Source organism: Psychrobacter sp. M13 (genome assembly GCF_030718935.1).
In the GTDB taxonomy this organism is placed as follows: domain Bacteria; phylum Pseudomonadota; class Gammaproteobacteria; order Pseudomonadales; family Moraxellaceae; genus Psychrobacter; species Psychrobacter immobilis_G.
In genome coordinates, this window is sequence record NZ_CP132194.1 from 2,561,483 (window position 1) to 2,574,792 (window position 13,310).

The 13,310-nt window shown below is 42.4% G+C and carries 13 protein-coding genes and 1 tRNA gene; 7 read left to right on the top strand and 7 right to left on the bottom strand.

Annotated features, from left to right (window positions below):
• Positions 1-53: 53 nt before the first annotated feature.
• Positions 54-536 carry a nucleoside deaminase gene (locus tag Q9G97_RS10785; RefSeq protein ID WP_305898821.1) on the bottom strand — a complete coding sequence of 161 codons (483 nt, stop codon included), beginning with the start codon at positions 534-536 and terminating at the stop codon, positions 54-56.
• A 49-nt stretch (positions 537-585) separates the two neighbouring features.
• Entirely contained in the window at positions 586-1,263 is a 678-nt protein-coding gene (locus Q9G97_RS10790) for a UPF0149 family protein (protein WP_305898822.1), read from the bottom strand.
• Positions 1,264-1,495: 232 nt separating this feature from the next.
• On the opposite strand from Q9G97_RS10790, the gene Q9G97_RS10795 reads away from it, so the two are divergent.
• The gene (locus Q9G97_RS10795; protein ID WP_305898823.1) at positions 1,496-1,936 is read left to right on the top strand and encodes a hypothetical protein; all 441 of its coding nucleotides are present in this window, start codon (positions 1,496-1,498) and stop codon (positions 1,934-1,936) included.
• A gap of 66 nt (positions 1,937-2,002) precedes the next feature.
• Positions 2,003-2,506, top strand: a complete 504-nt coding sequence (locus Q9G97_RS10800; protein WP_305898824.1) for a cell division protein ZapA — start codon at positions 2,003-2,005, stop codon at positions 2,504-2,506.
• Between the two features lie 44 nt (positions 2,507-2,550).
• Here the strand turns inward: Q9G97_RS10800 and Q9G97_RS10805 are convergent, their stop codons facing one another.
• From Q9G97_RS10805 to Q9G97_RS10820, 4 genes are all read right to left on the bottom strand, one after another.
• Positions 2,551-2,811, bottom strand: a complete 261-nt coding sequence (locus Q9G97_RS10805) for a hypothetical protein (RefSeq protein WP_305898825.1) — start codon at positions 2,809-2,811, stop codon at positions 2,551-2,553.
• Positions 2,812-3,157: 346 nt separating this feature from the next.
• Positions 3,158-5,251, bottom strand: coding sequence for a glycine--tRNA ligase subunit beta (glyS, locus tag Q9G97_RS10810; RefSeq protein ID WP_305898826.1), 2,094 nt, complete (start codon positions 5,249-5,251; stop codon positions 3,158-3,160).
• A gap of 9 nt (positions 5,252-5,260) precedes the next feature.
• The gene (gene glyQ, locus Q9G97_RS10815; protein ID WP_305898827.1) at positions 5,261-6,274 is read right to left on the bottom strand and encodes a glycine--tRNA ligase subunit alpha; all 1,014 of its coding nucleotides are present in this window, start codon (positions 6,272-6,274) and stop codon (positions 5,261-5,263) included.
• 287 nt (positions 6,275-6,561) lie between these two features.
• A complete protein-coding gene (locus Q9G97_RS10820; RefSeq protein ID WP_305900328.1) occupies positions 6,562-6,717 on the bottom strand; it encodes a PspC domain-containing protein in 156 nt (51 codons plus the stop codon).
• Between the two features lie 556 nt (positions 6,718-7,273).
• On the opposite strand from Q9G97_RS10820, the gene nadR reads away from it, so the two are divergent.
• The 4 genes from nadR to Q9G97_RS10840 all read left to right on the top strand — a co-directional run bounded on the left by nadR (position 7,274) and on the right by Q9G97_RS10840 (position 11,648).
• Positions 7,274-8,326, top strand: coding sequence for a multifunctional transcriptional regulator/nicotinamide-nucleotide adenylyltransferase/ribosylnicotinamide kinase NadR (gene nadR / locus Q9G97_RS10825; RefSeq protein ID WP_305898828.1), 1,053 nt, complete (start codon positions 7,274-7,276; stop codon positions 8,324-8,326).
• Positions 8,327-8,381: 55 nt separating this feature from the next.
• Positions 8,382-9,128 (top strand): nicotinamide riboside transporter PnuC, encoded by a 747-nt coding sequence (gene pnuC / locus Q9G97_RS10830; RefSeq protein ID WP_201570049.1) that lies wholly within the window; start codon positions 8,382-8,384, stop codon positions 9,126-9,128.
• Between the two features lie 110 nt (positions 9,129-9,238).
• Complete coding sequence (locus Q9G97_RS10835) at positions 9,239-9,694, top strand: DUF962 domain-containing protein (protein ID WP_305898829.1); 456 nt, start codon at positions 9,239-9,241, stop codon at positions 9,692-9,694.
• Positions 9,695-10,112: 418 nt separating this feature from the next.
• Entirely contained in the window at positions 10,113-11,648 is a 1,536-nt protein-coding gene (locus tag Q9G97_RS10840) for a class I SAM-dependent methyltransferase (RefSeq protein WP_305898830.1), read from the top strand.
• A 191-nt stretch (positions 11,649-11,839) separates the two neighbouring features.
• Here the strand turns inward: Q9G97_RS10840 and Q9G97_RS10845 are convergent.
• Positions 11,840-11,914 (bottom strand) — tRNA-Gly (locus tag Q9G97_RS10845).
• A gap of 502 nt (positions 11,915-12,416) precedes the next feature.
• Between Q9G97_RS10845 and Q9G97_RS10850 the strand changes: the two genes are divergently transcribed.
• Complete coding sequence (locus Q9G97_RS10850) at positions 12,417-13,229, top strand: M48 family metallopeptidase (protein WP_305898831.1); 813 nt, start codon at positions 12,417-12,419, stop codon at positions 13,227-13,229.
• Positions 13,230-13,310 lie beyond the last annotated feature (81 nt).

Genomic DNA, 13,310 nt, shown 5'->3' on the forward strand with positions numbered 1-13,310 from the left:
GACGTCCCTTTTAACTTATCAAATCTAACAAACATAAGTAGTGCTTAGACTCACTAATTTCGCTTTTGAGCGCGTATTTGCAACGCTTTAACTTGTTCATCTAAGCCTGCAATCGGCCCTTCAACTGGTATATTAGGTGCAACTTCTTGGATAGATAAACTACTAATTGGTGAGCTCGATGTTGCGCCAATCTCCGCCATCCACTCGCCTAACTGCTTAGAGGAGCTGATATAGACGATACGTCCAAGACCTGCCCAAGCATGCGCCGCCGAGCACATCGCACAGTGCTCACCTGAGGTATAAACCGTCGCTTGCGTACGAGCATCGGCAGTCATATTTTGCGCCGCCCAGCGCGCGACCGCAGTCTCTGGATGATAAGTGGCATCGACCGTATTAGCACGATTACGATCCTCATTCATCACTGTGCCATCAGCGTCCACCAGTACGCTACCAAAAGGCTCATCGCCTGCTGCTAAAGCTTCGGCTGCCAGCTCAATACAGCGCTGCAAATGCTTTTTATCCTTATCGTTTAGCATTTTATACTCCCACTTATGATTATCTACGTCCATACTGTAATAGCCAATATTAAGACGGATTATGCTGATTCATAACATCTAACACAGGCGGTATAGATTTTGGCTTATTATTTGGCTTACCATTAGCGACTTGACTTTCTGCTTGCTGCTCTTTAGCCGTTTTGGCATCGATGGCTAGGCCTGCAATCAACGCGATATCTTTTACAGGTTTGCGGGTGCGGGTAGCAAAGCTGACAGGAACCATACGCGCGAACTCATAAATATGCAGGTAGGACTCCTCGCCACCTTCAAAGTCTTCTTCATCTTCTAGTCTAATAGCGCCAATCTTTGCCAAATCAGTCAGCATTTCATTCTCTTCAGCCGTCAAACGACAATCGGTAATGCCAAAGCCGGTCATAAAACCATTCGCCCACTGTTTCAGTGCCATTACGCGCTCGTATAAATCATGTTCATCATCAGGAACCAAGGGCGTAAAGGCATAAGCATCGTCTTTATCTTTAAGTTGAAATACGGTGTCCTCAGCCTCTTCCGTCAATAGCGTCAAGGCAGGCTCTGGCAGCGGCGCAAAGCTTAGCTCCTCAAGTACTCTCGCCCAGCCTTCACTATCTGGCGCATCACAAGCCGTCATAAGGCCTGTCATCAGTCCATGCAACTCACTGATGCTCACATCCGTCCACTCTTCAAAGACTGTTAACCAAGTGTTCCAGCCTGAAATGTTATCATTCATAAAATTATCCTAATTATTATTAATTACCCAATAGTGACTACTAAAAGTCGCCAAAAAACACTTATAACAAATAAGCTATCTGTTATATAAAGTATTATTGGCAATATAGAGGGCTGTGAGTTTGTTGATGAATTACGGTGTTGATATAGCTATTATGCGGTCACCTATGGCATTATTAAACGGATAACTATAAATTCATTCACACCCTACTGGTTAAGGATAGAAACTGACTATGTATGAACACCTAAAAGTCTTAGAAAAAATGGTACTCGATATCAAAAAGCAGTATCAGCTGGTCAGTGATGAGCTAAATACCCTCAAACAAAAGCCTAATACTGATCCAAAAGAGCTATCCGCGCTAAAGGCTAAGCTTGATACTAGCTTTGCTGAACGTGATGCCAGTAAAAAACAACTCAATGATCTGGATAATCGCTATCAAAGCCTAGCTGAAGCTCATCATATGATAGGTGAAGAGCAAGACAAGCTGCACACTCAATTAGCTGATTTGCAGCAAAAAAATAAAGATTTGCAACAGAAAAATGAGTCGCTTGCTCAACAAAATGGTGAGCTACAGCAGCAAAATCATGACTTGCAAGAAAAAAACCAGCTAGCAGCTGAACGTACTCAAGTGGTGCTCCAGCGTCTAACTCGTATCGATCAGATGGAGAGTTAAGCTTAGATTAACAACTACTGAATTAACTTTATTCTCATTATATTTTAAAACACTGTAGGATTTTTTATGACTGATAATACTTTTGACGATAAAAAAATGCCGCCGACAAAAATTGTGGCATCAGATCAAACTAAGGCTAATGAGCCAAAAACAGATAATGCTAATAAGTCAGCGTCCACTACAAGCTCGGCTACTGATGCTAGTGCTTCAGCCAGTAAAAGCACAGCTAACAAAGCTAATAGCAGTGCCACTTCTAAAACAGCAGCAAAGCCTGAAGCGGCAATGAAAAAGGTCGATATCGCCATCGCTGGAGTCAATTATAGCGTCTTCTGCCCTGTCAATGAGGAGAGCGAATTACGAGAAGCTGTCTACTATATCAACGACTTTACGGTCAATATCAAGCGAGAATCGCCAAATCTAAAGCAAGAAAATCTATTGGTATTAGCGTGCTTAAACTTATATGAAAAGATTCATGCCAATAATAAAATGGATGTCACACGTAAGCAAGATTCTGATCAAACCGAAGCTTTATTGAATAAAGTAATAGCGGACGCTCAGTCTATATTATAAATAGTATTTGCTAAGCTTAAAGTGCTCTCCAGTGAATAATGCGCTTAGGGCTGATAGCTCCTACCTGCATGAAAGTCGGCTTGATGCTCATAATTGCAGAAAAACAGCGTATTATCTGCCCTATCATTAGTATCCGCGTCAATGATAGTAGACTCAGGTACTATAGCATTGGTCTCTAGTACTCCGCGATATTCGGCTAAGCTGTGACCACAAAAGTCGCAATGACGCGGCTCTGTCACATCGCCTTTTTGCGGCATCATACTCCTAGGCGCACGCGGGTACATGACTTTATAAAAGAGCCACATGCAGATCCAGACTATGATAATTATAATAACAACAGCAAACACGGCAATGCTCCTTTGAATACCTGTTAACGATTATGACCATAGCTTAAAGTTTACTGTAAATTGACCTATCAGCACAATTATTAGCTCAAATAAAACCATTTGCTATAAAAAACGGCGCGGCCTTGATGATAAGTAGCAGCGCCATTTTTTATGCTCTGCAATGTGAGCTATCAGAGTCAGTGAGTGTAGCTAGCTTATACCATTCCCAAAAATTAGAGTGGCGCGGCAAACTTGTGCAAGTAATACATCTAGTAGACTTAGCAAGTTTAACAATGTCAATCGTACTCTTTGGTTTTGGTATTATTTATAATTGTAGTTCACTAATATCAGCCACAGTTAAGAATAATGCTCGTACTTGTTTGAGCAGTGCTAAGCGATTGCCTTTGAGTGCAGCATCTTCACTATTCACCATCACATCATCAAAGAATTGCGTCAGTGGCTCATCTAGACTCGCAAGCTTTTGCAAGATTTGGGTGTAATCAGCCTCTTTAAGTAAAGGCGCTAATGCTGCCTGTGCTTGGCCCACTGCACGATACAGCTGTTGCTCGGCAGGCTCAGACAATAGCGACTCATCGATATTATCAGCCACTTGCGCCTCGGACTTAGCCAAAATATTAGCCACACGCTTATTAGAGTCGGCCAGCTTAGAGGCTTGCGGCAATTCACTAAAGGCTTGCACCGCGCGAATACGCTGATCAAAATCTAGCGGCATGTGCGGATTAATCGCTTGTACTGCCTGAATAGTATCGACACTGACACCCTGCTCAGTGTACATCGCCCGATAGCGTGAATTCAAAAAGGTGATGACTTGAGTAAAGGTATCACCCATCTTAATAGTGGCATCATTATCAGCGCTAGAGTAATTCTTAATCGCCTGCTCAACGAGCGCTACTAAGTTAATGGGCAGCTGCTTCTCGATTAAAATACGTAGAATACCAATGGCTGAGCGACGTAAACTAAACGGATCTTTTGAGCCTGTTGGCGCTTGGTCGATAGCAAAAATACCTACTAGCGTGTCCAAACGGTCTGCCAGTGCCAGACAGATACCAATTGGCGTTTGTGGTAGCACATCACCACTGAACTTGGGCAGATACTGCTCTTGCAAGCTGGCAGCAACGGCTTCAGGCTCATTATTTAAGCGGGCATAATAAGTACCTGCAATCCCTTGCAACTCAGGATATTCGCCGACTAGCGAGCTTGCTAAGTCAGCCTTGGACAGTATAGCTGCGCGTACGGTCTCATCGATATCGATCTGCACACCTTGCTCTAGCATGAGGGTTGCGATAAAAGCAGCTAGCTTGGCAATACGCTCGGACTTTTGCCAGATAGTGCCTAACTTATCTTGAAATACTCGTGTCTTGAGGCTCTCAGTTAATGCAAATAAAGGCTGTTTTTGATCTTGCAGGAAGAAAAACTCTGCATCAGCTAAACGAGGACGGACGACTTTCTCATTACCTTCAACAATTTGGTTGGGGTCTTTGGATTCGATATTAGTTATAAATATAAAGTACGGTAGCAGCTTGCCTTGTTTGTCGGTCAAGCAAAAATACTTTTGATCGGCTTGCATAGTTGAGATTAGTGCCTCTTGTGGCACTTGCAAAAACCGCGGCTCAAAACTTGCGCGCAATGCAATAGGGAAATCAACTAGCGCGGTCACTTCATCGAGCAACTCTTGTGGCACGATTGCCTTTGCATTCACCTGATCGGCTAAAGTTTTTACTTGATTATTAATCAGCGTTCTACGCTTATCAAAATTCGCAATAACTTTTAAGCTTTGCAGCAGCGACTCGTAATTATCGGCATGGTCAATAGCGTGATAATCGGGACTATGAAAACGATGACCGCGCGTTTGAGTGCCTGTTTGCTGACCTTGAATCGTCGCTTCAACGAGCTGGTCATCTTGCATCAAGACCGCCCACTGTACGGGACGCACGAACTCCTCTCTTGAGCTGCCCGAACGCATACGCTTGGCAATCGGCAGATTATCCAACGCGGTTTGCAATATCTGTGGTAGTAGCTCAGTGACCGCTTGCCCGTGAATGGTTTGCTCGTAGCCGACGTAATCGCCTTTATCCGTGTTGATAGTGATAAGCTCACTTGGATCAATACCTAAACCCTTGGCGAAACCAATAGCGGCGCGGCTTGGATTACCCTCCGCGTCAAATGCCGCTTTTATCGCAGGTCCACGCTTTTGCTCGCTACGATCAGGCTGCTTTTCACTAATGCCTTGAATTTGTAGTGCCAAGCGGCGCGGCGCAGCAAAGGCTCTGATGCTCTCAAAGCTAATGTCAGCATTTTTTAACTGATCCGTAACGCTGGTTTGTAGCGCATCACGTAGGGGTTTTAGACTTTTTGGCGGCAGCTCTTCACACCCCAACTCAAACAAAATCGTACTCATGGGATGCTCCTATTTATCGTTGTTGTTTTTGGCAGGTTTGTTATCATTATTTTGTTTATCAGCTTGCTCATCAGCTTTTGGCAAGTACTTATCCAAAGCGGCTTGGCGATGTTCATCATCGGCTAGTGGGAAGCCAAGCTTAGCGCGCGCCTCGACATAGCCTAGTGCCACTTTGCGCGCTAGCGTACGTACTCGCAGGATAAAACGCTGACGTTCAGTAACTGAAATCGCGCCACGCGCGTCCAATAAATTAAAGGCATGTGAGGCTTTTAGCACCATCTCATAAGCAGGCAGTGGTAAACCCTCAGCCACTAACTTATCAGCTTGCGCCTCATAAAAGTCAAAAAACTCGCTCATCTTCGGTACATCAGCGTGTTCAAAGTTATAGGTTGACTGCTCAACTTCATTTTGATGAAACACATCGCCATAAGTGACTCGCCCAAATTCACCATCCGCCCAGACTAGATCATAAACGCTATCGACGCCTTGCACATACATTGCCAAGCGCTCAAGACCATAAGTAATCTCACCCGTTACTGGGAAGCACTCAATACCACCGACTTGCTGGAAATACGTAAACTGGGTGACTTCCATACCGTTAAGCCAAATCTCCCAACCCAGTCCCCACGCACCAAGCGTCGGCGACTCCCAGTTATCTTCTACAAATCGTATATCATGTATCAGCGGATCAATGCCGATCGCCCTCAACGAGTCCAAATATAGCTCTTGAATATTAGGCGGATTAGGCTTGAGTACCACTTGAAACTGATAATAGTGCTGCAAGCGATTCGGGTTATCACCATAGCGCCCATCTGTTGGACGGCGTGAAGGCTGTACATAAGCGGCGTTCCAGCGCTCAGGACCTAAAGAGCGCAAGAAGGTTGCGGTATGAAAAGTACCTGCACCGACCTCCATGTCATAAGGCTGCAAGACTACGCAGCCCTTGGAAGCCCAGTAATTTTGTAGCGTTAAGATCAAGTCTTGAAAAGTTAAAGTTTGAGAGTTTATAGCTTGGGAAGTCATAGGAAAATCGCTGTGGAATGAATAGAGTGAGACAAAGCTTGAATCAACATTATTAAAAACTATTTAGCTCTGTATGGCTAAGTATTGGTTTAACTGTCTACCTTACTAAAAAATGGCTATTTTAGCTATATTTACCCTAACTAATTTTTACGAAGGCAGCAAAAAAATACCCAAATGAATAAACATTTGGGTAGGAGGAAAAGTGTAATACAGTATCCTGTTTGAACAGGCTTTTTGTTTTTGGTGAAGCTTTTTTCTAAAACGTTAACTTTGCTTATAAGACACGACTATTGATAAGATTGACTAGTTGCTTTGGGCATGACGAACCACAATATGATATAAATTAAGATACCTGGAACTGCCGCACTTAACGATGATATCACCACAAATAAAATTCGAACCCAAAACGGTGACCATCCCACGTATTCTGCAATACCACCCATAACCCCCGCTAAAATACGATTGTTCCTTGAGCGATGTAACTTTGCTAACTTGTTTGAAGAGTTGGTCAAATTTATACTCCTATCGGTTCTGCTTAACTTACGACTAAGTATAGCAACTTATGCTTAATTATCTGTTGATAGTGTAGGCATGCTTTGTGAATTTATGCTAACTAAAGTTGCTCTACCCTGTCATTATCGCTTGTAAGCTGCTGATTTTAAATAGTTATTTCAAAATGTTTCAAGAATGGCTTTGTTACCTGTTTATTGCCACAGTATAATTGCCGCAAATTGTACAAAGGGTTGAAAATCAACATTTTATAGTGGTCGTGATTGTATATTTTTTAACTTTTACGAATATCTACAGTCAAAGTAGCCCTATTTACAATAACCTACCTGTATAAATACGCAAACCTTTATACCATGCACATAAATTATTAATCTTGCCGATTGTTAACTATTATTAGTACACAATAGACAAGCTTAAACCAAAATTTGCACTTCAAATCTATAGTCAAAACCTGCACTTAAAACACGCACTTAGAACATAGGAAATCGTATGTACGATACTGGCATAATGATAGGACATTTTGAACCGCTACATTTAGGACAGATGCGTAGTATTCTAGCGGCAGCGGGACAAGCTAAAGAGCTGCATATTATCATCACTAAGCACCCTTCCCCGCATCTAGACTTTCATATTACTTTGCAAGATAAAGCACGCTGGTTGCAGATGGCTTGTGCTGATCTGCCTTTTATCCATATTTATACGACAAAGACAATGGCGCTGCCACTACATGAAAGCTTTGATAAGGTGGCTGTCGATATAGCAGCAAGCAATGCAAAATTACAGCAGATAACTCAGCAGCTAAGCTTGCCTACAGACGCAGTGCTGTTTATGGCAGAGAATCATCCCTTAGCACAAGATGGTGTACGCGCGCAGCTATCAATGCAGATCATCACTACTCCATTGCAATCAGAGTTTGACTCTTATGCTATCGCTCGCAATCCAATAGCGCATTGGTCAGCTATTCATCCAGAGGCGCGTGGTGACTATACTAAGACTGTAGCTATCGTCGGTGGTGAAAGCTCAGGCAAGACCACCTTAGTGCATAAACTGGCTAACTATTACGGGGCCAGCTTTGCCTTAGAGATGGGACGGCTCTATGTTGGGACGGATTTGGGTGGTAGCGAGGTTGGGCTACAATATAGCGATTATGCGCCGATCGCTCTTAATCATGCGCAAGCTATACGGGAGGCCAAGGCCCGTGCTACTGCGCCTATAACGATTATCGATACGGACTTTGTCACCACGCAGGCATTTTGTGAGGAATATGAAGGGCGCAATCAGCCTTTCGTCAGTGCTTGTATTAATGAGTTTCGCTTAGATTATACGATTATGCTCGATAATAATATGCCTTGGGTCGCTGATGGCATGCGCTCATTAGGAGACGTGGCATCGCGTGGACGCTTTGAGCAGCGACTCATTGATATCTTTGATCGTCATAACATTGAGCCACATCTGATAGATAAGCCAGATTATGATGCTCGTTATTTCGAGGCAGTAGCTTTTATTGATGAGTACGTTTATGGCAAATCAATTAGTAAATAAACCATAAAACTATAATTAAAAGATAACCGTTGAAATTTTAAGGATAATAAAAAAAATGCGCATTCAGCTATTGGATAATATTACAGGGAAGTGGGCGCTACAATGGATAGTGGCTTGGTTTATTGCAGGCGTACTAGCGTTATCGTCAGGGTTTTGGCTGACCACTGAGCATACTGGACTTGATTGGTTCTATTTGGGTGTGTCATTTGTAGGGCTAGTCTGCGTTGTATCGCTATCGTTTCGTAAAAACATACTGGGCAACGGCTTTGGTATGGGTGCGACCGCTGGTGAGGTGATCGTACAGGGGACAGCGGGTTCAGTCGGCTTGATGCTAGCGCCATTATTTAACTTTTTTACTCACCTTTATGGGCTATTTTATTGGACTAAGAATACTGACGCTGATGGCGATATGATACCTAAATCGGCCAATAAGTGGGTTTGGCTGATTACGCTTACCTTTATGGTCATAGGCCTAGCTTTATTCCCTACGATTAATGATTTACTCGCCAGCTATGGCTACGGCGTCGTTGAAGATGACAATAGCTTATTTTTAGGTTTTATCTCGTTTTTTTGGATTAACGTTATCGCTTTTATATTATCGATTACCGCGCAGGCGGCCATGATATTACGCTACTCCTTTAACTGGTGGCTGTGGATTATCTCTAACTTTGTATGGTTGACCGTGAACTTAATGTCAGGTAATTATATCTTTGCTATTCAAACGATGGTCTATCAGGTCAATTCTTTCGTTGGGCTGTATGAATGGTATCGAAGCGAGCAGGACGCCCTGAAAACAGCGTGATAACAGAGCCTTATGACTGCGCGGTTTATGAGATAAAATGGTATGCAGACTGAAATAGTGCTACAACTAAACGATAGCTCAATTCATTTTTCACTAACAAGGAGGTTAGTATGTCTCGTAGCCGTCAACCCAGAATGTCCAAACGCTCCTTAGAGCAGTGGCTCACTGAATACGCGGTTAGCCACCAAAACCTCGTCAATAAAAAGATTCACTGGCTCGCTGTGCCCACTATCTTTGTCAGCATCTTAGGTATGGGCATGTCGCTATCCGTTTGGTTTACGCTAGTGCTGAGTTCTTTAGTCTTATTATTCTATATGCAGCTTTCAACATCACTATTTTTAGCGATGGGTATATTTATACTCATTTGCTTAAGTGTGATGGCAATACTACCGATAGGCTTTAAAGTCTGGGCAGCTGTTTTTGTTGTTGCTTGGATTGGGCAGTTCGTCGGTCATAAGATTGAAGGTAAAAAGCCATCATTTTTTGAAGATTTACAGTTTTTATTGATTGGCCCTGCTTGGGTAGTCAATAGCTTAATGAGTGATAGAGACAAGCAAACAGCTTAATCATAAATTTGCATACAAATTTAATTTTGACAAAAAAAGCGCAACTCCTTTTAGAATAGGCATTGCGCTTTTTTATTGACTACTAATCTATTAAGTAGAGAAACTAGATTGCTTATTGATCCAGCGTTTGCACTCCGCCACCATTAACATAGGTAATAAAGGTTGCGAAAATATTAATTTACCAACAGGTTTGCTCTAACCGAATTGGAATCGAGTCTCATGCTCAGCCCTTGATTTCAACCGTTTGTCTATTAACAATTTATTTAACGGCTGAGACCACCTATTATTGAAACAGCTTTCACTTTGTCCTAGGTGTTTTGGGATAAAAAATAATAAACCCTTTCCCAATTTTTATGAATTACTGTTAGTATTTCATAGCAGCTCAAATAATGAACTCAATGCACACAAGGATACAAGCATGGCAAACTGGTCAGAAGGCTACGTTAGCGATATTGGCTATACTTATGGATATTATGCAGAACTTAATCCCAACAGTGTCAAAATTCCCTTTTTGATGGCAGGGTTAGAGGCGCCAAAATTTACTACCGCTTGCGAGCTTGGCTTCGGTCAAGGCGTATCCATCAACGCCCATGCAGCAGCTTCAGACATTGAATGGTACGGCACAGACTTTAATCCCTCTCAAGCCAGCTTTGCGCAAGAGTTGTCTAATGTCTCAGGCAGTAACGCTCACCTTTATGATCAGTCGTTCAGTGAGTTTTGCAGTCGTGACGACTTACCAGACTTTGACTTTATTGGATTGCACGGTATTTGGTCTTGGGTCTCTAATGAAAACCGCGCTATCATCACTGATTTTATACGTCGTAAGCTAAAAGTTGGCGGTGTACTTTATATCAGTTATAATACCTTGCCTGGCTGGTCAGCTGCCTCGCCTATTCGCCATATGCTCACTGAGCATGATCATATGCATGGTAGCCGTAGCCAAGGCATTGGTAAGCGAGTCAAAGCCTCTATCGGGTTTACCCAAGATTTGCTCAAATTGTGTCAGCCGTTAGTACAGCAAGTACCGTCTATCCCTGAGCGCTTAGATGCTATCAGTAAACAAAACCCTAACTATCTGGCGCATGAGTACTTCAATCGTGATTGGCAGCCGATGTATTTTTCTGAGATGGCTGATTGGTTATCACCGACTAAAACCAATTTTGCGTGTTCGGCAAGTTTTTTGGAGGATTATGCACCTAGCAACTACACCGCAGATCAGCGCGAGTTTATCAACAGCATAGACGACCCTATGTTTACTCAGAGCGTCAAAGACTACATTCACAACAAGCAGTTTCGCCGTGATTATTGGGTCAAAGGCGCACGTAATATCTCAACCGCTAAGTCTGAACAGACGTGGCATCAGCTACGTTTTATGATGCTATCCAACGCCGAAAATATAAAATTTGAAGTCAAAGGCAGTATTGGCACAGTGACACTGCGTGATGATATTTATCAAAAAGTCGTCGATCTATTGAGTGATCATAAGATACATCAAGTTGCTGATCTGCAAAATAAGCTACCCGATGATTTTCAGCAAAACTGGTTATTTGAGTCGCTGGCTATTTTGCATAGTCAAGGTGCGATAATACTAGTACAAGACAACGATATCATTGAGTCGGTACGTGAACAGTGTCGCAAGCTTAATACTTATTTGATGCAACAAAGTCTAGTGAGCCCTGAGCTAACGGCATTAGTCAGTCCATTGACAGGTAGCGCGTTGACTTATGGTAGATTCCCACTGATCTTCTTATATGCGTATATACAAGGCAAAAAATCAAGACAAGAATGGGTCGATTATGCTTGGCAAGCACTGAAAAAGAACAATCAGTTGCTACTAAAAGATGGCAATACTTTGCAAGAGGAAAAAGACAATATCAAAGAGTTGAACCGTATGGTTGATGACTTTGAAAAGAATACGCTACCCTTAGCGAAACGTTTGCAGATTGTCGAGTAATTAACAAAAAAGTAGACTAATAAAGAGGTAGATTAATAAGCATTGTCAGTCAACAGACTAACAATGCTTATTAGCCATAAAATCTAGACCAAAAAAAGCCTCACATTCCCGATAAGAATGTGAGGCTTTTGCTAAGTGTCTATAGATTAGGTATTTAAAATACCCAGTACCTGAAACACTGTAGCCATATTTGGAGCGGGAAAAGAGATTCGAACTCTCGACCCCAACCTTGGCAAGGTTATGCTCTACCACTGAGCTATTCCCGCATATATCAATAAATGCTATTAGTAACACCGTCTTGATAGGCTGGCTATTTTAGCAATTATTTAGAATGTGTCAACCCCTTTTTTGCTTTTAAATAAAAATGACAGTTTCACACTCTCATTAGATTAAGTTCAGATCAGGCTAATCAATTGATTTCGTACTCTATTTAGCAAGATATTTATAGTTGAACCGATAAAAATTATTTTAAAATTATTTTCGTTGTAGCGTATCTTTTAAGGAATATTAACAACTATCAAAAAACTTTACTTTTAGCGCAGTAGCCATTGTTGACTTACCTATCGTTGCACAGCTTTAAAATTACTAATATTCAACGATATTCATTTACAAGGCTATACTGTATTGTTACTTTTACTCTATTGGTTTCATGGGTACACAGCTATTATACTTATTGTCACTATACTTATTACTCACTATACCTATATAGTCTAATCTCTAATAATTATTTTGTACTGTTTCATTTTATCTAAACTTTGAGGACTTATTATGAAAAAATTACTGACTACGACAATTATGGCAGCCTCGCTGTCAGCATTGAGCTTATCAGGTTGTACTAGTACTACTAGTGGTGGTGCAACAGGTATTGATCGCCAACAGTTGTTGTTGGTCTCAAGCGAGGAAGTTTTGCAGATGTCAGCGCAAAGCTACGCGCAAAGTATTCAAGAAGCTCGTGCAAAAGGTGTTCTTGACACTAATAAGGCACAACTAGATCGCCTTAAAGGTATTGCTAATCGTTTGGTTGGACAAGTCGGCACTTATCGTCCTGACGCGGCAAAGTGGAATTGGGAAGTGCACACCATTAAGTCTGAGCAGCTAAACGCCTTTGTCATGCCTGGTGGCAAAATCATGTTCTATTCTGGCATTATTGATCGACTAAACCTGACTGATGATGAAATCGCGTCTATCATGGGTCATGAGATATCACATGCCTTGCGTGAGCACTCTCGTGAGCGTCTATCGCGTGAGTACGCGACGCAAACGGGTATCGGTGTCGCGGCTAGCATATTTGGTCTATCACAAGGCCAAGCCCAATTAGCAGGCGTTGCTGGTGATTTAGGCCTAAGTCGTCCTCACAGTCGCACCCAAGAGTCTGAGGCAGATCAGCTCGGTCTTGAACTGATGGCGCGTGCAGGTTACAACCCGCAAGCGGCGATAACCTTATGGCAAAAAATGCAACGCGCCAGCCAAGGCGAGCCACCGCAGTTTTTGAGTACTCACCCTACTAGTAGCAATCGTATTGCTCAGCTGCAAGCTTTGATGCCTAAAGTGATGCCTTTGTATCAAAAGTCACGTCGCTAGTTACTAATCTGAAAGGCTAACAAGCTAAAAGTAGCCATTACTAACAGTGATATGAATGTAATAGAGTATAAATGGGAGTTT

Bases quoted from the DNA above. Each gene is read 5' to 3' on its own strand.
- Q9G97_RS10785 (WP_305898821.1), bottom strand. From the start codon at position 536: ATGCTAAACGATAAGGATAAAAAGCATTTGCAGCGCTGTATTGAGCTG.
- Q9G97_RS10790 (WP_305898822.1), bottom strand. From the start codon at position 1,263: ATGAATGATAACATTTCAGGCTGGAACACTTGGTTAACAGTCTTTGAA.
- Q9G97_RS10795 (WP_305898823.1), top strand. From the start codon at position 1,496: ATGTATGAACACCTAAAAGTCTTAGAAAAAATGGTACTCGATATCAAA.
- Q9G97_RS10800 (WP_305898824.1), top strand. From the start codon at position 2,003: ATGACTGATAATACTTTTGACGATAAAAAAATGCCGCCGACAAAAATT.
- Q9G97_RS10805 (WP_305898825.1), bottom strand. From the start codon at position 2,811: ATGTGGCTCTTTTATAAAGTCATGTACCCGCGTGCGCCTAGGAGTATG.
- glyS (WP_305898826.1), bottom strand. From the start codon at position 5,251: ATGAGTACGATTTTGTTTGAGTTGGGGTGTGAAGAGCTGCCGCCAAAA.
- glyQ (WP_305898827.1), bottom strand. From the start codon at position 6,274: ATGACTTCCCAAGCTATAAACTCTCAAACTTTAACTTTTCAAGACTTG.
- Q9G97_RS10820 (WP_305900328.1), bottom strand. From the start codon at position 6,717: ATGGGTGGTATTGCAGAATACGTGGGATGGTCACCGTTTTGGGTTCGA.
- nadR (WP_305898828.1), top strand. From the start codon at position 7,274: ATGTACGATACTGGCATAATGATAGGACATTTTGAACCGCTACATTTA.
- pnuC (WP_201570049.1), top strand. From the start codon at position 8,382: ATGCGCATTCAGCTATTGGATAATATTACAGGGAAGTGGGCGCTACAA.
- Q9G97_RS10835 (WP_305898829.1), top strand. From the start codon at position 9,239: ATGTCTCGTAGCCGTCAACCCAGAATGTCCAAACGCTCCTTAGAGCAG.
- Q9G97_RS10840 (WP_305898830.1), top strand. From the start codon at position 10,113: ATGGCAAACTGGTCAGAAGGCTACGTTAGCGATATTGGCTATACTTAT.
- Q9G97_RS10850 (WP_305898831.1), top strand. From the start codon at position 12,417: ATGAAAAAATTACTGACTACGACAATTATGGCAGCCTCGCTGTCAGCA.